Here is an 18767-nt window from a genome sequence, read left to right as displayed (position 1 = left end):
GTAATTCTAAATTCTCTTATTGTCCAGGGGCCAAAGGTTATCTGTTCGGCCCCTTCTTTTACCACTATTTCCTGATATTCCAAAAGGCCTTTCATGGACAAGGCCGCTTGGCATGCGGTGTCTGGGTCTTAACGAACTATACCTATTCTCAATCGCTAAGCCCTGCGTTTAACGAAGAATGTTTAACAAAGAATTATTTTTTAACGGATAATAGAATGAAAAAGCAACAGATAAAAAGCGATAACGATACATTGGCCGCTCGCTACCAGCGGGCCAAAACTCTCATAGAAGATATAAGTAAAAATCATATGGTGCTTAATGCCACACTGTACCCCGTTTGGATTAAAGGCAGTGCGTGTTTTTGGTATGAACGCAAGATGTGGGACAGCGCTGCCACCACCAATGGGGCAATCAAGCCCGGTAAGCAATACCGACTAGTGAATGCCGTATCAGCCAGCAATGAAATTGCTTTTGATCACAAGCAGTTGGCTAATGCACTAGAAAAAGCGGCTAATAAGCAGGTAGATCCAAATGATCTTCCGATTAGCGCCGTGGCAATGACATTAAATTTATCCAGCTCTTTGCCGAATAATGCATTACAGACGATTGAAGCGGTCCGGTTTACTGCGTTTAAAAAGCAGTGGTGTTTTGTCACACAAACCGGTGTCTGTAGTGAGATATCATCAATACCTAAAGATTGGGAACTATCACCGGACAAAAAGAAAGCAGCCTTTATTAAAGGGCACAATATTTGGGTTTGCGACCTTGAAGCTCAACAAGATACCCAGTTAACCCATGATGGCGAAAAAGATTATGCTTATGGTGCTATGTCCACTGTCTGGGGCAGGTGCAATGATGTAGCTAGCGCTCAAGTCCGTTGGTCTCCCGATTCAAACAAGCTTTTCACCTTACAGCGTGATACGCGCAAGGTGTTGTCCTTACCAATAGTGCACCATGTCCCCGCTGATGGGGGTATACGTCCACAGTTGGAAGAAATTAAAGTGGGCTACCCCGGCGATGAGCACGCTGAGCAAGTGCGTCTGCTGGCGATTGATGTGATCACGGGCGAAATTCGCCCTGCTGATTACCCGCAGATTTCCGCTACAAGAAATGGCTATGGCTTTTTTTCCTCCCAGTTAGGATGGTGGGCAAATGATAGTCAGCGCGCTTATTTCGTAGATGTAGCGCGCGATTACAAAATGGTACAGGTAGTAGAATTTAATACGCATACTGGTGCCACCAAGGTGCTCTTGACGGAGCACTCACTGACTCAAATTAACCTGATGCTAGGGGGTGATGACTATCCCACAATGCGCCCACTGCCTGAGACTAATGAATTGCTGTGGTTTTCAGAGCGTAGTGGTTGGGGGCATCTTTACTTATATGACCTGAATACAGGAACACTTAAAAATACGGTTACTTCGGGTGAATGGCTGGTACGCAACATTGCACATTTTGATCAGGCTCGCCGAGAGGTGTTTCTGCAAACTGCTGCTCGGGATTCAACTATTGATCCCTATTATCGTGATCTGGTTAGAGTCAATATAGATACAAGTGAGCTTATAACACTTACTGCTAGTAACCATGACAACGTCACTATTGTGCAAACGGAATTTAGTATGGGTGTTGCGAGATCTTATCGTGATGTTAGCGCATCATGTGGTATTCACCCCCTTGGCGATTTTGCGGTAATAACACAATCAAGGGCTGATGAGATGCCTGTCAGTTTTTTGATCAATCGTGATGGTGATAAGGTGATGGAATTGGAGGTGGCGGATGCCTCTGCGCTACCCTCTACTTGGCAGTGGCCAGAGCCGGTCCAGTTATTGGCTGCTGATGGTCAAACTGATATCTATGGTTTGGTGTTTAGGCCGAGTGACTTTTCTCCTGAGCGTTCTTATCCTGTGATTTCACACGGTTTTAATAATCCGGAAATACCCTGGGTGGGCAAAGGCTCTTTTACTAATGATGTTGCAGGTGGCTGGCCTACTATGGATGCTGCAGCGTTAGCGGAGTTAGGTTTTATTGTGGTACAAATTGATGGCCGGGGGACAGTTTTACGGAACAAGGCGTTTCACGATGAGTGCTATGGCTCTTTTCAAACGGCCAGTTGTATTGATGACCATGTGGCAGGTATTCGTCAGCTAGCCCAGCGCTTCCCGTATATGGACCCTGATCGTGTGGGAATTACCGCTCACTCGTCAGGGGGGTCCGGTTGTATCGAAGGGATGTTGCGTTACCCCGAATTTTTTAAAGTAGGCGTCAGTAGTTGTGTGCATGATAGCCGCTTAATGTCTGCCCCAATGATGGCCGAAAAATATGAAGGGCTGTCAGGCCCGAAAGTAGAGCATTCATACGCAGAAGAACGAATCGATCAGTTGCAGGGTAAATTATTATTAATCCACGGCATGCTCGACTGGTGTATCTCTCCAGCCAGTACTTTCAGGCTGGTTGAGGCCTTAAAAAAAGCAGATAAAGACTTTGATATGTTATTGCTCCCTAAATTGGGGCATAGCCATGATCCCTATGTAATCCGTCGCACTTGGGATTATTTTGTGGCCTATTTGCAAGGTGTTTCCCCCCAGGTTTGGTTGGGTTAACAGCACAAAAAAGCAAAGCTTCTGTGCTGGATACAATATAACAAGCCTGAATTCTTGCGCTAGTGAAGTGGGTGCGTTGATGTTGGTGCATGTTTGCTGCTCTACATCAATTGACTATCAGAAATTATTTTACCCCACCGAGGTGGGGTTTTTCACCATAAATACATCTTACTTATAGCGTCTTTAAAACGGCAATATCCCGCTATGGATAAATAGATGAGTTTACCAAAAAAAACCAGCACCACCATTACGCCACTAATCGGTATCGCTTACGCCTTGCCAGTAGCGCCTGTCTTGTTATTAATGAGTTCTAATAACGTCCTGTCAGGTATTTATGCCAAGCATCATGGTTTGTCGCTGGCATCGATTTCCATCGTCATGCTGGTGGCTGGGTTATTTGATGCAGTCACTGACCCTGCTATTGGCTATTTCTCAGATCGTTATCATGCCCGCACCGGCAGTCGACGCCCCTTTGTGATTGGCGGCGCCTTGCTGTTAATCCCCTGTGCATGGTTTTTACTGAACCCAGGAGAGAGCGTAACCATTGCCTATTTTCTGCTGTGGTATTTATTGTTTTACCTGTCTATTACGTTGTTTCAAATTCCTCACCTTACCTGGGGGGGAGAAATATCGCCGATATCCGAGCAAAAAAACAAAGTCTACGGCTACCGTAATTTGGGTGGGTATATGGGCATGATGGTCTTTATGATTATACCGATGTTGCCCTTTACTGAAGGTTCTGAAGTAACACCAGAGACTATGCGTTATTTAGTGGTGGCTGCCGGGTTGTTAGTTATGCCAACCCTTTTTGTATTGCTGCGTTATGTGCCCACTGGCGCGCATTATTCAGAAAGTCTCAAAACAACAGAGAACCCTTTTCAGGCAATACACGCTTTAATGCATAGCCGGCCATTGTTATGGTTTTTGGCGGTGAGTATTGCTTATGTTTTGGCTCAGGGATTTTACATTGGTCTGGAATTTATGGTGATGGATATCTGGTTGGACATGGGTGACTATTATGTTTATTTGTCTTTACTGCATTTGGTTGTCGCCAGTTTGGCGGTGGCTCCAGCCATGAAAATAATTACTCGCTTAGGGAAAATCAAGGCACTGCGGTTATCAATCATGGTGTTTGCTATTACTGTTTTTCTGCTTCCGGTGGTATTACTCAAGTCGCCTTACAGTCTTCATCTCTATGCCATATTCCAAATGCTTTATGCTACTGCGAGTGCGCTTGGCAATATTGCATTATTCTCATTGTTGTCCGATGTGTCTGATTACAACACCTTCAAATTGGGTATTGACCGTTCGGCGAGTTGTTTTTCTTTGCAATCTTTGGTGATGAAATCTATGACCGCGATGGGTATTGCCTTATCGATTGCCTTGGCAGGGTGGTGGGGGTTTGATCCAGCGAAAACATCCCAGCCGGAAGGGGCGTACTGGGGGTTGGTGTTGTGTATTGGCGTAATGCCTATGTTGTTGTCTTTTGTGGCGGCTTTGTGTGTCCCGGGTATTGCCATCACAGAAAAGCGTCACGCAGTTATTCGCAGGCGTTTAGATGCCAGAGCAGAGCGGGCAAGCCAGTATGTTGTTCAGTCAAAGTCGCTGTCTGGTGATGCTGTTCCAGCCTTAAAGTGAGGGCCTTGCATTAGTCGTTAACAGGTTTTTTAGTGGGTAAGTATTTATAGCTTGCTGTGCCTGTTGCCGTTACAGATAAGTATTGTTCAGATAATCTATAGCACGAAGGTAATAAATTTATGAAGACACTATATTCAGAAGAGCTGTTGGCGCGTTACCGTCGGGCCGAAACTTTAGAGCAAGGCGCGTTTAGTAAAAGCATTGCTTTTAACACCACGGTGTATCCCCATTGGGTGGGTGAGAGCCATTGCTTTTGGTATAAACGTGAAACCCGTGATGGGCAGGTATTTCGCAAAGTTGATGCAAAAGCCAGTACTAACGAAGACGCCTTTGATCATAACTTACTGGCTATAGCGCTAACACAGGCCAGTGGTGAAGACGTTCAGGCTGATAACCTCCCCCTGGACAACCTTGACCTGCTTCAGGCCCCGGAGACGATTTGCTTTGAAGCTTTTGGCAAGCACTGGGCTTACAGCAGCGCCACCCAAACATGTAAGCAAATTGAAGCGTTACCCGCAGGCTGGAAGCAATCACCCGATGGTAAAAAAGCCCTCTTCTCCCGTGATTACAATCTATGGCTTTATGACCTTGAGAGTGGTGAAGAGAAAGCTTTAACGGATGATGGTGAGCGTTTTTATGAATACGCTTCCTCTCAGCCTATGTCGATTTATGGCCAGCAAAGTAGCTCGGTTTCATTAGAGGCTATCTGGTCGCCAGATTCCCGGCGCATTTTTACTCATAGTATCGATCTTCGTCAGGTAGCTATTGCTCCCCCCTTGATAGAGCATGTTCCTGCCGATGGCAGCCTTAGACCCGTCGTTAGCAACCCGGAGAACCGTGTAGCTTTTGGTGGTGATGAGCATATTGAGTCTTACCGGTTCCTCACCATTGATATAACAACGGGTGACTGCTGTTATGCCGACTATCCTGATTGCCCAGCCACATATCCGCCCTATGGAGGGTATTTTACCGGCCAGCGCGGTTGGTGGGATAAAGATAGTCGGCATGCTTATTTTGTTGACCAGAAGCGGGGCGGCAAGTTAGTCAACGTGGTAAAGCTGGACAGCCATACGGGTGGCACACAAGTGTTATTTGAAGAGCGCTCAGACTTTGCCGTCACGGTAATACCCCTTTCACATATCCACCCACTGCTCACCCCTCTGCCAGAGAGCAACGAACTGATCTGGTACTCCGAGCGCAGTGGCTGGGCGCATCTCTACCTCTATGATCTGACGACTGGTGAGCTAAAACACCCGCTGACTCAAGGCGAGTTTATTGTGCGCAATATACTGCATATAGATACCGAACAGCGGGAACTGTGGATACAAACCGCCGGACGTGAAGCCGGACGCAACCCTTACTACTGCGATATCTGCCGGGTCAATATGGATACCGGAGCCCTTACCGAGGTGATCGCCAGCGACGGTGAATATGTGGTCTGTGACCAGCAAAGCCGTATATCCGTAGGCCACCCTAACGCCAGCGGCGTCTCACCCGACGGCCGTTATCTGGTGACCACCTTTTCTCGGGTTGATACCCCTCCGGTTAGCCTGCTGCTGGACCGGCAAGGCCAAACTCTCAGCACACTAGAAACCGCCGATATCAGCGGCCTGCCTGAGGGCTTTACCTGGCCAGAACCGGTGATGCTAAAAGCCGCCGATGGGCAAACCGATATCTACGGTGTGGTCTTTCGCCCCTCGCATTTTGACCCTGAGCAATCCTACCCAGTATTGGACTGCACCTACTATTATGCATCCCCTGTAGGTGCTTTTAGTAATAACCATTACAGTATGTCCTACCTTTCCGCTTGGGCCTACGCTGAACTGGGCTTTGTCACGGTTATCATTTTTGGGCGCGGCAACGATGGCCTCAGGGATACCACCTTTAACAGCTACCAAAACCCAGACTTCCCACTGGCACCGATGCATTCCAGTCGCTGCTATAAAACGGATTGCATTGCGGGTATACAACAATTGGCTGAACAATATGCCTATATAGACCTGAACAGGGTCGGGGTCGTGGAATTTGGCAGCACCCCCACCGCCTTGATGGGCATGCTGGTGCATCCGGATTTTTACCATGTGGGTACGAGTATAAATGCCATGGCTTGCAGCTTAATGGAAGGCGATATTGCCGCAGCCCATCCACTGGGTGCTGACCTTAGCCAGTGGCCGGAATTTGAACAGCGCGCCGATCAGCTACAGGGCAAATTACTGATTATCAATGGCATGCTGGATTGGTGTATGTACGTCACTATGACCTTCCGTTTAATTCAGGCCCTGCGGCAGGCCAACAAACGCTTTGATATGTTACTGCTGCCCAACTTGGACCATGGTGCCTGTGGTTATACCATCCAGCGCAGCTGGGACTATGTGGTAGAGCATCTACTCGGTGAAACACCCCCGCAAGATTTTCGTCTGGAGACCGCTTACGACAGTATGGTCGAGTACACCAGCCCGTTACTTAACAGTGACAGCGGGTATTGATCAATATACATAAAATTGAAATCGAGTGCTGTGGCAGTGCAGGGCTGAATTAAAGTCAATAGTGCGGATTATCGCCCGGCTCTCCAGTATCACTCCCGGCGGCGACAGGCATTGTGCGATGTGTCTATCAATTTTTATTCATTGACTGCCGCCAACGAGTAAACAGTTATTTTTATCAGCTAAGCACCCTTGTCGGTGTGATGATGCACCATAAGGAGATAGTAACCATGACTAAACCCGCCGATACACATACCTCAATTAAAGTCCCGGCCTTTAGGCTGGAAGACTCAGCATTACTCTCGGCTGAATCCCGTCAGGCCATCAAGTGCTACCGCGATTATCTGTGCCAACAGATATCAGCCGCCACCACAGTGCCCAGCGACCCGGCTGCCGTTCGACATCAGGCTCAACAACGTTTTGTTCAGGGCCCGGTATATGCCTCCCTGATAGCGCGCTACGCTGCCACCAGCACTACCGAAACGTTGGCCGGTGTTAACTGCGAAGTGTTTTTACCCACTGCAGGTATCTCACCGGCCAATACCAATCGGGTGTTGATTAACCTCCATGGCGGTTCGTTCGAAAATGGTACTCATACCAATGGGGTGCTGGAGTCATTACCTGTTGCTGCTCTGGGAAAAATTAAAGTCATCAGCATTGACTACCGCAAAGCACCGGAACATCGTTTCCCTGCTGCTACTGATGATGTTGAAGCAGTTTATAGCGCTTTGCTTGCGGATTATAAGCCTCAACAGATAGGTATTTATGGCGCCTCTGCTGGTGCCGAGCTGACCGCGCAGACACTGGTCAGATTGCAGCAGCGCAAACTGCCATTACCTATGGCTATTGGGCTACTGGCGTCTGGCGCTACCCGTTTTGATCTGGGGGATTCAGTGACCATTGGTGATGCGTTAGTACAGGCCTCGCTGGGTTTGGGTATTAAAGAGGATATTATACCGCGTTATTATCAAGGGGTTGATCTTAACAGCCCGGAAGCCACCCCGGCCCAATCCAGTACACTGCTAGAGGCCTTTCCCACTACATTCCTCGCCAGCTCCACCCGGGATTTTGCCCTGAGCCAGACCGTCACTACTCATCGCCATCTGTTAAAACTGGGCGTTCCCGCCGAACTCCATATCTGGGAAGGCCTGGACCATGTCTTCCACTACAACCCGGACCTGCCAGAAACCGATGAACTACACCGGGAGGTGGTAAGGTTTTTTGATCAGTACTTGAAGTGATCAAAAATTTTTAATCCCGGAGGTGGGGTTTCCCCGCCCAATTGTGTCTTACTAAAGATGCAAACACCCAATATTCATCTACTCACCACCGGCGGCACCATTGCCATGAAACGCGACCCCGCTAGCGGGCGAGTGCTGCCTGCCCTTGATGCCGACGCCCTGCTGGCAACCGTACCGGCGCTGGCTGATAGTGCCACTATTTCAGTACACCCCTTTAGCAACCAACCTTCCGCCTATATGGGGCCACCACAGTGGTACGCACTGTATAACAAGCTGCAAACCCTCTTGGCAGATACAAACGTTAACGGCGTAGTGATTAGCCACGGCACCGATACGCTGGAAGAAACCGCCTTCTTTTTAGCCTGTTGTTTGGCAACAGATAAACCCGTGGTACTAACCGGCGCCCAGCGCCATGCCTCGGAAGCGGACAGCGATGGGCCGCGCAATCTTTTACAGGCGGTAAACGTAGCGGCCTCGCCCATGGCCCGTGGGCGAGGTGTGTTGGTGGTTATCAATCAACATATTTTTTCTGCCCGCGATGTGCAAAAAATTCATACCGAACAGTTGGCGGGTTTTGCGGCGGGTGAGGCGGGTTGTCTTGGCAGTATTGCGCAACAGGCGGTGTATTTTTACCAACCACCGCAGCCCCATAAAACACTGCCATTAACCCATGCCGACTTTCCCCGTGTTGATATCGTCGCCATGTATGGCGGAGCCGACGGCGCGTTAATCGATGCCGCCGTGGCCGCCGGTGCCAAAGGTTTGGTTATACAGGCCCTGGGCGCGGGCAATACCAACACCGAACAATACCGCGCTATTGCCTCGGCGATTAAAGCCGGTGTGTGTGTGGCCGTGTCCAGCCGAGTACAACAGGGCAGGGTTGGGCCGGTATACGGCTATCAGGGCGGCGGCCAAACCCTGCAAGAACTGGGCTGCCTGATGGCCGCCGATTTGTCGCCACAAAAAGCGCGCATTGCATTGATATTGGGTTTGCATAACGGGCTATCTGCACCGGCGATTCAAGCCTTGTTTTATTAAATTATTATCAGGAGTAAACCCATGAAAATTACCGCCGTTGATATCTACACCCTCAATGTCCCCTACGATAAACCCTTGGTGGTCAGCATCGGTGAAATCACCGGCGCTGAAAATGTGGTGGTTAAACTGACCACCGATACCGGCCTGATCGGCTGGGGCGAAGCCAGCCCCTGCGCCTATATTGTGGGTGACACCCAACAAACCGCCTACGAAACCGCCAAGCCACTGGCGCAATTAATACTGGGTAAAAACCCTCTGGCCATTGAACAGCGTATGCAAGCCATCAACGGTTTTATTGTTGGCGAGTCATCGATCCGTTCGGCTTTTGATATGGCGCTATATGATCTGGCGGCCAAAGCGGCGGGCATGCCTTTATACCAATTTTTAGGTGGCGAGCAGCGGCCACTGCGTACCGACCTGACCATCGGCCATCAAGACACCGTTGCCGAAACCGTGGCGCAGGCCAAAGCTATTCTGGCGCAAAACTTTGATGCAATAAAAATGAAAGTCGGCCGGCCGGGGCTGGTCGATGTTGAACATGTGGCGGCGGTGCGGGAACTGGCCGGGCCGGATATTGCTATAAAAATGGATAGCAACCAGGGCTGGGACTACCCCACCGCCGTGGCCAATATCAATGCCATGCAGTCACTGAACTTACAGTACAGCGAACAACCGCTGGCGGTATGGGATTTTGATAATCTGGCCCGCCTGCGGGATAAAGTCGACCTGCCTATCTGCGCCGATGAAAGCGTATTTACCGATAAAGACGCCCTAAAACTGGTGCGCAGCGGTGCCGCCGATTATCTCAATATCAAACTGGGTAAATCCGGTGGTATTTATACCGCCCTTAAAATCAATGCCATTGCCGAGGCGGCCGGTTGCCTTTGTATGATCGGTTGCTTTGGCGAATCCCGTTTGGCCTTGGGGGCGGCGGCGCATTTGGCGATGGCCAGACCCAATATTTATTTTCTGGACCTGGATTCGTTTTTTGGTTTTACCAGCGACCCGGTAGTGGGTGGTATTGAATACGATTCGCAACAGGGCGGCGTTATTCATGTGCCAGAAACCCCGGGGCACGGTGCGCAGTTTGATAGCAGCGCCCTGGACAATCACTGGGGCATTGCGCTGTAAGCGCGGCCGTTTATATCAGGAGTTTGACGATGGCCAGACCTTATAAAAACCGGCATAACGACAGCGGTGTTACCGACTATGCCATTGGGCTTAACCAATTAACGGTTTGGTTTGCCGGCTCGGAAAAAGCCTATACCTATACCGCCGATTCCGTGGGCCAACACCATGTGGATTGTATGAAACGTCTTGCACAGGCAGGGGAGGGATTAAATGCCTATATCAATCGCTATGTTAAAAAACGTTATCAGCGTTATTACCGGGCGGGGGAATAAGCGGCTGGCCGCTAGCCTTCGCTACGGGCTGGGTGTATTAGTACTACTCAGCCATTTTGCCACCGCCGCCAAGCTGCCCGCATCGGTATTGCAACAACCAATAACCCTGCTAACGGGCGAAACACTAACGCTGGCACAGTATCAGGGCAAACAACCCCTGTACCTGAAATTCTGGGCCAGTTGGTGCCAACCCTGCCGCCAGCAAATGCCCCATTTTCAAGAGGTGCAACAACGTTATGGCGACAAGATAGCGGTGCTGGGTATTAATCTGGCCATTAACGACCCGTTAAACACCGTGCAACAAACCCTAACAGACTACGGCCTGACCATGCCCACCGCCATGGATAGCCGCGGCGACCTGGCGCGCGCCTTTCGTTTACAGGGCACGCCCTACCATCTACTACTGGACCGCCACGGCCAACTGGTGCATCGCGGTCACGAGGCAGACCAACCGCTGGATAATAAACTGGCACTGCTGGCCCAGTCAGAAACCGTCGCGCAACTGGATGCCAGCCAACTGATCGAAACCGGCCCCGCCTTAACCCTGCCCATCGACAACGGCAAAACCCACGCCCTGCTATTTACCGCCACCTGGTGTGATTGGTACCTGGCAGAAACCCGCCCCCAACATGCCCAATATTGCGCCGAGGCCCAACAACATATCAACCGCTTAGCCAAAGCCAACCCCCATATTCGCTGGCAGGGCATTGTCTCCCGCCTATGGACCGGCGAAAAAGACCTGGCCGAGTACCGCAAAAAATTTGCCGTCACCCTGCCTCTAGCCATCGACCAACGCAATAGTTGGTTTTACCGCTATAGGGTCAATCAATTTCCTACCTTGATTGTGATTCAACAAGGGCGGGAAGTGTATCGGGTGAGTGGTGATTTATCGGGTGTGGATACTTTGCGTTGGTAGTGCGCTTAACTTACGGGGTCGGAAAATTTATTGTTGAAGCTGTGGTTGAAAAAAATATTCGTTTAAGAATGGGGGCATTAAGCGCTGAAGTGTCTTAGTTATTACAGGTCGTTGAATAAAGTCGAATTTGAAGAATGACTGCAAGGGGGGATGCCTATTTGCGGTTGAATACGTTGTTATACCACAGGTAGCACTTAGGAGACCTTTAAAGAAATGAGAATAGAGCCCTTAATAAAAGTAAAACTATATTTCCTGGCTTTGGTGTTTATCTTGATTTTAGCCGGGTGCGATCAGGGTGTTTTATCAGGGGTTGGGTATCAGAAGGTAACAGTTTCTGACCCTGTAACAAATTCTAAAATTGAAGTTGCATTGTGGTATCCAACACTGCGTGCTTCGAGAAATAAGCGACTTGGCCCATTTATAGAAAGCCTGGCAGTAGATGCTGTACCAGATGATAGCAATGGCTTGATAGTACTTTCACATGGCTTCGCGGGTGATTCGCTTAGTCACATTGATACGGCTATTTATCTGGCCAAGCACGGTTTTTTTGTTGCTACACCCACACATCCAGACTTAGTGGGACTAAAGTCGAATAATTTGCAGCTTGACCCCCTCGTTATGAGGCCCAGGGTTGTCCCGCTATTACTTGATTTTCTGTTGGAAGAAGAACGATTCAAAAATACCCTTGCACACAAGAATATAGGCATACTTGGCTACTCAATAGGTGCTTATACTGCGCTATCTGCACTTGGAGGCCACCCCGCCTTCGATGGCTTGGCTGACTATTGCAACAAGGTATCAATTGGGGATGTATTGTGTGCTAAATGGTCTAAGGCTCGATTTGAGAATATTTCGAGTCAGCTGAATTTTGAGCGAGACACGCGCATTCAGGCAGCTTTATTACTTGCGCCCGGCTACGGGCCGTTGTTTGATAAGCAGGCTCTCAGTAATGTGAATGTACCAATCAAGATTTACTCGGCAGAACAGGATCAGGATTTGCCAGAACCATTTCATACGGGAAGCTATAAAAACAATTTACCTATACCGCCTGAGCATGAGGTGATTGCTAATGCCGGACACTTTGTATTTTTAGCACCTTGCCCAGATGGACTTAAGAAAAAAATACCGAAATTTTGTGTTGATCCTGATGGGGTTGACCGTGAAGTTGTTCATGGGAAAATCAACGCAGGCATTGTTGATTTTTTTATAAAGACATTCAGTGAATAATCTATTAGTTTTATCAATCATCAATAAAAGGAGTATTAAATGAAATTACAATGGGGAATATGTGGAGATGATAAACATTGGTGTGACTTCCATCACCTTAATTTAGATTCTGATACATTTAAGGATAATAAAGGCGTCTACATTATCTGGTCAGGCGAGACGGTAGTCAGGCTTGGTAGCGGCATAATCAAAGACCGAATTTCTGAACACAGGGGTAATAGTGAAATAAATACATACAACAACTTGAAAGTTACATGGGCAACAGTAAAGGCTAACCAAATGGAGGGCGTTGAAAGGTATCTTGCCGACGTTCTTGACCCTGCTGTTGGTGATCGCTTTCCCGATGCAACTCCCATTGAAGTAAATTTACCTTGGTAAAATCTAGCAAGTCGTTCAAATGGGAAAAAATCTTTGCTTTTGCGCTTCGCTTAATTTGGCGTTGTATTTTTAGACTGAACAAACAATAGAGTAATCTTATGTGGGATGAAAGATACGACATAGCAGAGTATGCATTTGGAAAGCAGCCAAATACATTCTTAGAGGAAAAATTTTCCACTATTCCAAAGGGCCGGGTTTTAAGCTTGGCAGAAGGTGAAGGTAGAAATGCCGTATTTCTGGCCCAGCAAGGCTATACAGTAACGGCTGTGGACCCAAAAAACGATCACTGTACTTGGTTGACTAAATGCTCAGCAGAACTTTTTTCAACTCGGGTAAATCCTGCTCCACAACAGACCAAACGGCATCACAATCAATGCCTAAATAATCATGGACCAGAATGTTTCGAAAGCCTGAAATTTCTCGCCAAGGGATCATGGGGTATTGAGTTTTCAAATCGTCGGACATTCGCTGGCTGGATTCAGCCATAATTTGCAGATTGCGCAACACAGCATCCTGCACCAGAGTGGATTGATAAAAGGCTTCCTTATCATTACCGATATACTCTAATATCTTATCGATACAAGAGAGCATATGCTCCACATAAACCGCATCATCCTTGTGGTTCACAGAGGCTGGGCCTCCTGAACAATCTTACCGCGCAACCTGGGGTGTAACGCCTTTTCAGTCACCACATCAACTTTGCGCCCCAACAATTCAGATACATCCATCAAAAAACCACCCAGCGCCAATCCCGACCGACCGGACTCTAACTGTACGAGTAAATCCACATCGCTATCAGGTCCGGCATCTCCACGAGACATAGACCCAAAAACACGGACATTTATAATGCCGCGCTGATGCGCAATCTCTAAAATTTCTTGTCGATGATTGTTAATAATGGCATGCATAGAATTACCTGTTAGTCCTCAACGCAAACACAAGTATGGCCTTGAAAGCGAACCTTATCAGAAGAAAGCAGTGCCTGCTCAAGCGCTTTAGCTGTATTGATCTGTGCGCCTCGCCCTTTCTCAAAATTAGAGACTCTATTTGGCACCACATTCGCTTTTTCGGCTAACTCGCGCACTGTCCAGTCTAGAGCGACACGGGCCATTTTACATTGTTTCGGCGTCAAAACGATACCCTATATTGCTATTTCGATATAAACCATTGATCTGCTGTCGAAGTAGGTAGCCGGTACCGAGAAGCAGGTTTGAGGGCTTTTGTACGAACCTCCAAATACCAACAAAGATACTTGGGCTGATACTGATAAATGGCTTATTGAAGCTATGGATGAAAAAAATATACCCCCAAGGGTGGGGGTTTTAAGCGTTGAAGTGTCTTAGTTACTAGAGGGTGTGGGGTTTCGGTCGAATGGTCGTGGATACGGTCGAATTTGAAGAATGGCTGCAAGGGGATATATGCCTATTTGCGGTTGAATAAGCTGTTATCTATTTATAGGAAATCTGGATTAAAACGGAGGGAATAATGGAGAACCCTATATATTATGTATTTCTTACACTGATTGTTTTGATATTGGTATTTCTAAACTGTTTATTTAGTAAAGATATTTATGAATGGGTTCCCTCAATAAAAAATCAGATAATGTTGTACCTCCTTGTTTGGCTTCTCCCCATTATCGGGTGTTATTTAGCTAATAAAATGGGGGGCTTAGGTTGGTTTGCTAAACGGAAATCGGAAATCGGCAATGCGGTTATTTCTAGTGGATTTATGGAAATGGACTCTGTTTTTAATCCGGGAGTTAAACACACTATAGAACTCGTTGAAAAACAAAAATATGGGATGTATCAGGAGAAAAGTCAGTCTGATGATAAAGATAAAAACACATAACAATCACAGGCAATCGGACCTCCGCACTCCGTGCTCCTTCCGTTGCTGTAAGCGTTAGAGGTCTTAGATGGAGGTATATAAATGCTAGAACTTCGCCCTAACTGTGAGTGCTGTGATAAAGATCTACCGCCTGAATCTAAGGAGGCTGTAATCTGTACTTTTGAGTGCACATTTTGTTTAAGCTGTGCCGAAAATATTCTGAACCACATATGCCCTAATTGTTCAGGCAATCTTGTCCAGCGACCAATTCGGCCAATAGAGGCATTAAAAAACAACCCCGCATCCACCAAGCGTGTTCTAAAAGAAAATGGGTGTGCAGCGAATGCATAACGAAACGTGGCAGCAAGGGCACTTCGTACAGAGACGTATAAGCAGCATGCGTCCCTACACTCAGCGTTGGGTATCTAAAAGATGATCGAGTATAAAAATAAATCTATTGGAAGCGAGCTAATTACCAATATTACAAAGCAATGCAAAGAGGCTGGAGTCATTTCTGTTCATCTATTTGCGGCTGGCGGAACTGAACCGTTTTACAACAAAGCAAGTTTTAAGGCTCGGCCACCTAATATGCCAGGAATGCGGTATGAGCCAAATGCCTAACAAAGCAATCAAACGGGACTGTGAACTTCCTCTAATTTAGGCGTTAAGCCTATTTCGGATATCTTTCATACCATCGGACATGTGGAATGTATAAGCTTTATATTGCAAATAAAAATTATTCGTCTTGGTCACTTCGGCCATGGATCTTGATGAGAGAATTATCAATTCCATTTATTGAAGAGGTCACTTCGTTTAAGGAAGGATCAAATTGGAATGAATTCAGAGTTTTTTCTCCCACAGGCTTGGTTCCCTGTCTTGTTGATAACGATAAGGTAATTTGGGACTCATTAGGAATCACTGAATATCTCGCAGAGAAACACACTGAGGTATGGCCAGAAAGACCTGAAGCTCGTGCGTGGGCCCGTTGCGCCACGGCTGAAATGCACTCAGGCTTTCCAGCATTACGAGACCAGTGCTCAATGAATTGCGGCCTAAGAGTTAAGCTCAATGAAGTAACCGGCTCCCTCCAAAAAGACATTACGCGCATTGATGAGCTATGGAATGAAGGCCTGCGCCAATTTGGCGGTCCATTTCTAGCAGGAAGTAAATTCACTGCTACTGATGCGTTTTATGCTCCAATAGCATTCCGAATTAGGACCTACGGCCTCAATATGAGCGCTGAGTCTCTGAGTTATGCGGAGCTCTTGCTTTCATTAGATTCTATGCGGGCATGGGAAGAAGGCGCACTCAAGGAAGTATGGAGAGAGCCAGGGCATGAAAAAGACTCAATTAAGTCGGGAGTTCTGATTGAGGATTTTCGCAAAAGCTAACAATACGCACCAGTCGCGATAGCCTTACGGCTGCCTGAAAGTATGCCAGGTGTTTAGATTTTATCCTCTGAAAATAAAGATATAGGATGATGTGATAATTGATATTGCGGAGTGATAATGCGCATGCGCTGTATATAAATGTTACATGCCCTAATCTGTGCTAATTCAAACCTCATGGTTTATAACGGCAAAGAGAATACTTTAATTTGGTAAAAATCATGAAAATTCAAGATCTTAGCAACACGGAAAAGGTAATATTAGCTCAGGAGCTTTGGGATAGTGTCGTCATTGATCAGCAGGCACTAGATGTTTCCCAAGAGCAGATAAATGAGCTTGATCAACGTCTGGCGCAGTTTGAGATGGATGGAGAGCAAGGTTCATCATGGTCTGATGTTAAGGGAAGAGTCTTAAAAAGTTAATGTTCTATCAACTAAGGATAAGAAGTGCAGCGGAAGCTGATATTCAAAAGGCCTACGAATATTATGAAGAATGTCGCCACGGCTTAGGTCAGGATTTTATTTTATGCCTGTAAGCCTCGCTTGATAAAATCATCAAAAACCCACATCATTATCCTGTCATTCACAGAAATATTCATCGAATATTGGTTAAGCGTTTTCCGTTCGGTATTTTCTTTATAGTTAAAGAAAACACAATTATTGTGTTGGCAGTTATGCACGGCAGTAGGAGTCCGCGACGGTGGAAAGTTCGTATGTAACAAAGCTAGCAAGCGGGACATTTTAAAGCGCTGCTTCGCAGCTAAAATGTCCCTTCACTCAGCGTTAAGCTTTATCAACTTTAACTATCACTTGAGATACTAAATATATGAAATTGGACTATTGCGTTTTTGGAACAAACAGCATGGAAGATGCGATCAAATTTTATGACTCGTTGTTCGAAAAAACAGAGCTTAAGCAAGTATTATCAACTGACAGAATGACTTTCTGGCAGTGTGAAGATTTTGCATTCGCAATTGCAAAACCATTTGATGGCGAACCTGCAAGCAATGGAAATGGAACAATGATTGGTCTAAATGTTGGCTCTACCGAAGAAGTAAAAAGGCTTTATAGTAAGGCTATAGAATTGGGTGGGACGTGTGAGGGTGAGCCCGGCCAACGAGGGCCAAAATATTCAGCCTATGTGAGAGACCTGGACAAGAATAAAATTGTTTTTTCCGTATAAAAAGCTTAACAAGCAAAGGCAATCGGACGGCCTCACCGCCGGTTGCTTTGGGCGTTAACGCAGGCTCTAAGGAATTTTTCAGCAATACCAACACAGCAGTGACTCGGACCAGCAGGTGACTCACTATGCCAACACCCCCGTTATTTCCCCTCCACTAAAAGGCCACTGCCGTTTTTTAAACCCCCCGGCCATCACCCGGATGCCAAAGATATCGTCGCAGTGAATCACCGGGGCTGGCCTTACCGTCGCTGGGATGAGTAATTCAGGACCGGCACTTGTCATTTTTCTTGTCAAAAGACTGAATATTCAAGCTCTTAATGGGTGACCCCGTTGATCTGGCCAAACCGGAAAATGGCTTGATGCTGTAGTTGAAAAAAAGATACGCCCAAGGGTGGGGATATTAAGCGCTGAAGTGTCTTAGTTATTGCAGGGAGTAGGGTTTCGGTTGATTACTACGAATCAGAGCAACTGGGATTTCCTTACGGTATCATCTTCCAGCAGATGGAAAATGAAATTATCACTGTTGCAGTTTCTCATCTTCATCGTCAGCCAAGCTATAGGTTATCTCGCACACCGTAAATATAACAAGCTGTAATACTTGAAAATCCCTCAAGACTTTCCTCCAAATAAACGCTCAAATAATTTCAAAAAACTGTTGATTCATACAGTTTTTTAGTGCGTAATGGGTGGGCGTTTTTCAATCAAAGAAAGGAATTTTATCAATAACCGCTAGTTCAAAAAGTCGCTACCCCTGAGTGCACCAACACCCAGAGGCAGCTAACCACAACCGATACAGGAATATCGACCATGGCTAAACGCACTATACCGCCAGAGCCCAGCTCGGCCCAAGAAAAACTTTCCTCTTACCGTCAACTTAAAGTCCGTAAAAGTTATTATCACTACCAATACAGTGATTTTCAGCCACGCCATCGCCATGCTTCAAGCCCGCCCGTACCCTGGGTTCAAATCAAAGGCTATTGGCTTAATCAGGCAGGTTTCACCATTGATACATTGCTATCAGTAGAAGTGAAACAAGGCTGCATTATTCTCAAAACGCAACCCACCTGACCCAAAGCCAACTTTATTATGCTTTGCAGGTGGGGTTATTGGGTGCTAAAGAGTCTTAGTAGTCATGAGCATTTATAACAGGCATAACAAGGCCATTAACTATCGCCAGCAAAGCTGGCTGGACCTACGCACTGCGCGCTCCGGCTGGTTATGGCAGCGTTATAGCTACTAGTCAAAAGAGGAGGGTTAAGATGGATACAACTGGGTTCGTTTTTGGGATGATTGGATTCACATTTGGATTATTGGCTTTTTTAAAAATCGGTGCTTTAGAAAAGAAATTGAAGGAAACAGGTGTCCTTGATAAAGATTTTGACTCTGAGAAAGAAATCTAGAGATCAACATTAACTAGACCACTAAGGGTACAAGTTATACCAGCAC

At 46.9% G+C, this 18767-nt stretch carries 21 protein-coding genes and 1 pseudogene; 19 read left to right on the top strand and 3 right to left on the bottom strand.

Annotated features, from left to right (window positions below):
* Positions 1-215 precede the first annotated feature (215 nt).
* The 11 genes and pseudogenes from BST96_RS06475 to BST96_RS21455 form a co-directional block, all read left to right on the top strand.
* Positions 216-2600, top strand: a complete 2385-nt coding sequence (locus tag BST96_RS06475) for a S9 family peptidase (protein ID WP_085757910.1) — start codon at positions 216-218, stop codon at positions 2598-2600.
* 216 nt (positions 2601-2816) lie between these two features.
* Positions 2817-4238, top strand: a complete 1422-nt coding sequence (locus tag BST96_RS06470; RefSeq protein ID WP_085757909.1) for an MFS transporter — start codon at positions 2817-2819, stop codon at positions 4236-4238.
* 119 nt (positions 4239-4357) lie between these two features.
* Positions 4358-6724: a S9 family peptidase gene (locus BST96_RS06465; protein ID WP_085757908.1), complete on the top strand. Its 2367-nt coding sequence runs from the start codon at positions 4358-4360 to the stop codon at positions 6722-6724.
* 227 nt (positions 6725-6951) lie between these two features.
* Positions 6952-7962 (top strand): alpha/beta hydrolase, encoded by a 1011-nt coding sequence (locus BST96_RS06460; RefSeq protein ID WP_169713931.1) that lies wholly within the window; start codon positions 6952-6954, stop codon positions 7960-7962.
* Between the two features lie 57 nt (positions 7963-8019).
* Positions 8020-9000, top strand: a complete 981-nt coding sequence (locus tag BST96_RS06455; protein WP_085757906.1) for an asparaginase — start codon at positions 8020-8022, stop codon at positions 8998-9000.
* 21 nt (positions 9001-9021) lie between these two features.
* A complete protein-coding gene (locus tag BST96_RS06450) occupies positions 9022-10131 on the top strand; it encodes a mandelate racemase/muconate lactonizing enzyme family protein (RefSeq protein ID WP_085757905.1) in 1110 nt (369 codons plus the stop codon).
* A 29-nt stretch (positions 10132-10160) separates the two neighbouring features.
* Positions 10161-10403 (top strand): hypothetical protein, encoded by a 243-nt coding sequence (locus BST96_RS06445; protein WP_085757904.1) that lies wholly within the window; start codon positions 10161-10163, stop codon positions 10401-10403.
* Positions 10342-11319 (top strand): TlpA family protein disulfide reductase, encoded by a 978-nt coding sequence (locus tag BST96_RS06440; RefSeq protein WP_085757903.1) that lies wholly within the window; start codon positions 10342-10344, stop codon positions 11317-11319. The genes BST96_RS06445 and BST96_RS06440 overlap by 62 nt, the downstream gene beginning before the upstream one ends.
* Positions 11320-11532: 213 nt before the next feature.
* Complete coding sequence (locus BST96_RS06435; protein WP_085757902.1) at positions 11533-12546, top strand: alpha/beta hydrolase family protein; 1014 nt, start codon at positions 11533-11535, stop codon at positions 12544-12546.
* Positions 12547-12585: 39 nt separating this feature from the next.
* Complete coding sequence (locus BST96_RS06430) at positions 12586-12924, top strand: hypothetical protein (RefSeq protein WP_085757901.1); 339 nt, start codon at positions 12586-12588, stop codon at positions 12922-12924.
* Between the two features lie 98 nt (positions 12925-13022).
* Positions 13023-13169 (top strand): annotated as a pseudogene (locus BST96_RS21455) (hypothetical protein); the annotation flags it as partial.
* Positions 13170-13224: 55 nt separating this feature from the next.
* On the opposite strand, the gene BST96_RS20940 reads toward BST96_RS21455, so the two are convergent.
* The 3 genes from BST96_RS20940 to BST96_RS06410 are packed head-to-tail and all read right to left on the bottom strand — an operon-like array spanning position 13225 to position 14056.
* The gene (locus BST96_RS20940) at positions 13225-13551 is read right to left on the bottom strand and encodes a HepT-like ribonuclease domain-containing protein (RefSeq protein ID WP_240554909.1); all 327 of its coding nucleotides are present in this window, start codon (positions 13549-13551) and stop codon (positions 13225-13227) included.
* On the bottom strand, positions 13548-13832 hold the full coding sequence (locus BST96_RS06415) for a nucleotidyltransferase family protein (RefSeq protein ID WP_085757900.1): 285 nt from the start codon (positions 13830-13832) through the stop codon (positions 13548-13550). The genes BST96_RS20940 and BST96_RS06415 overlap by 4 nt, the downstream gene beginning before the upstream one ends.
* An 11-nt stretch (positions 13833-13843) precedes the next feature.
* Positions 13844-14056, bottom strand: coding sequence for a helix-turn-helix domain-containing protein (locus tag BST96_RS06410; protein WP_157117881.1), 213 nt, complete (start codon positions 14054-14056; stop codon positions 13844-13846).
* Between the two features lie 353 nt (positions 14057-14409).
* On the opposite strand from BST96_RS06410, the gene BST96_RS06405 reads away from it, so the two are divergent.
* From BST96_RS06405 to BST96_RS20585, 8 genes are all read left to right on the top strand, one after another.
* Positions 14410-14772 (top strand): hypothetical protein, encoded by a 363-nt coding sequence (locus tag BST96_RS06405; RefSeq protein ID WP_085757898.1) that lies wholly within the window; start codon positions 14410-14412, stop codon positions 14770-14772.
* Between the two features lie 81 nt (positions 14773-14853).
* Positions 14854-15102, top strand: a complete 249-nt coding sequence (locus tag BST96_RS06400) for a DUF1272 domain-containing protein (RefSeq protein ID WP_085757897.1) — start codon at positions 14854-14856, stop codon at positions 15100-15102.
* An 81-nt stretch (positions 15103-15183) separates the two neighbouring features.
* The gene (locus BST96_RS06395) at positions 15184-15372 is read left to right on the top strand and encodes a hypothetical protein (protein ID WP_085757896.1); all 189 of its coding nucleotides are present in this window, start codon (positions 15184-15186) and stop codon (positions 15370-15372) included.
* 86 nt (positions 15373-15458) lie between these two features.
* Positions 15459-16142 carry a glutathione S-transferase family protein gene (locus tag BST96_RS06390; protein WP_085757895.1) on the top strand — a complete coding sequence of 228 codons (684 nt, stop codon included), beginning with the start codon at positions 15459-15461 and terminating at the stop codon, positions 16140-16142.
* 218 nt (positions 16143-16360) lie between these two features.
* Entirely contained in the window at positions 16361-16561 is a 201-nt protein-coding gene (locus BST96_RS06385; RefSeq protein WP_085757894.1) for an addiction module protein, read from the top strand.
* 403 nt (positions 16562-16964) lie between these two features.
* Entirely contained in the window at positions 16965-17321 is a 357-nt protein-coding gene (locus BST96_RS06380) for a VOC family protein (protein WP_085757893.1), read from the top strand.
* A gap of 807 nt (positions 17322-18128) precedes the next feature.
* A complete protein-coding gene (locus BST96_RS06375; RefSeq protein ID WP_085757892.1) occupies positions 18129-18389 on the top strand; it encodes a SymE family type I addiction module toxin in 261 nt (86 codons plus the stop codon).
* Positions 18390-18580: 191 nt separating this feature from the next.
* Positions 18581-18721, top strand: a complete 141-nt coding sequence (locus BST96_RS20585; RefSeq protein WP_169713930.1) for a hypothetical protein — start codon at positions 18581-18583, stop codon at positions 18719-18721.
* The last annotated feature ends 46 nt before the right edge of the window (positions 18722-18767 follow it).

The organism is Oceanicoccus sagamiensis, assembly GCF_002117105.1.
GTDB classification, from domain to species: Bacteria; Pseudomonadota; Gammaproteobacteria; order Pseudomonadales; family Dasaniaceae; genus Oceanicoccus; species Oceanicoccus sagamiensis.
The sequence above is the reverse complement of the archived record's forward strand: the minus strand, read 5'-3'. Positions and strand labels throughout refer to the sequence as shown.

Excerpts from the sequence above, each read along its gene's own strand:
- BST96_RS06465 (WP_085757908.1), top strand. The coding sequence starts at position 4,358 with ATGAAGACACTATATTCAGAAGAGCTGTTGGCGCGTTACCGTCGGGCC.
- BST96_RS06375 (WP_085757892.1), top strand. The coding sequence starts at position 18,129 with ATGGCTAAACGCACTATACCGCCAGAGCCCAGCTCGGCCCAAGAAAAA.
- BST96_RS06475 (WP_085757910.1), top strand. The coding sequence starts at position 216 with ATGAAAAAGCAACAGATAAAAAGCGATAACGATACATTGGCCGCTCGC.
- BST96_RS06415 (WP_085757900.1), bottom strand. The coding sequence starts at position 13,832 with ATGCATGCCATTATTAACAATCATCGACAAGAAATTTTAGAGATTGCG.
- BST96_RS06435 (WP_085757902.1), top strand. The coding sequence starts at position 11,533 with ATGAGAATAGAGCCCTTAATAAAAGTAAAACTATATTTCCTGGCTTTG.
- BST96_RS06385 (WP_085757894.1), top strand. The coding sequence starts at position 16,361 with ATGAAAATTCAAGATCTTAGCAACACGGAAAAGGTAATATTAGCTCAG.
- BST96_RS06460 (WP_169713931.1), top strand. The coding sequence starts at position 6,952 with ATGACTAAACCCGCCGATACACATACCTCAATTAAAGTCCCGGCCTTT.
- BST96_RS06470 (WP_085757909.1), top strand. The coding sequence starts at position 2,817 with ATGAGTTTACCAAAAAAAACCAGCACCACCATTACGCCACTAATCGGT.
- BST96_RS06395 (WP_085757896.1), top strand. The coding sequence starts at position 15,184 with ATGATCGAGTATAAAAATAAATCTATTGGAAGCGAGCTAATTACCAAT.
- BST96_RS06390 (WP_085757895.1), top strand. The coding sequence starts at position 15,459 with ATGTATAAGCTTTATATTGCAAATAAAAATTATTCGTCTTGGTCACTT.
- BST96_RS06445 (WP_085757904.1), top strand. The coding sequence starts at position 10,161 with ATGGCCAGACCTTATAAAAACCGGCATAACGACAGCGGTGTTACCGAC.
- BST96_RS06455 (WP_085757906.1), top strand. The coding sequence starts at position 8,020 with ATGCAAACACCCAATATTCATCTACTCACCACCGGCGGCACCATTGCC.
- BST96_RS06405 (WP_085757898.1), top strand. The coding sequence starts at position 14,410 with ATGGAGAACCCTATATATTATGTATTTCTTACACTGATTGTTTTGATA.
- BST96_RS06380 (WP_085757893.1), top strand. The coding sequence starts at position 16,965 with ATGAAATTGGACTATTGCGTTTTTGGAACAAACAGCATGGAAGATGCG.
- BST96_RS06440 (WP_085757903.1), top strand. The coding sequence starts at position 10,342 with ATGCCTATATCAATCGCTATGTTAAAAAACGTTATCAGCGTTATTACC.
- BST96_RS06400 (WP_085757897.1), top strand. The coding sequence starts at position 14,854 with ATGCTAGAACTTCGCCCTAACTGTGAGTGCTGTGATAAAGATCTACCG.
- BST96_RS20585 (WP_169713930.1), top strand. The coding sequence starts at position 18,581 with ATGGATACAACTGGGTTCGTTTTTGGGATGATTGGATTCACATTTGGA.
- BST96_RS06430 (WP_085757901.1), top strand. The coding sequence starts at position 12,586 with ATGAAATTACAATGGGGAATATGTGGAGATGATAAACATTGGTGTGAC.
- BST96_RS06450 (WP_085757905.1), top strand. The coding sequence starts at position 9,022 with ATGAAAATTACCGCCGTTGATATCTACACCCTCAATGTCCCCTACGAT.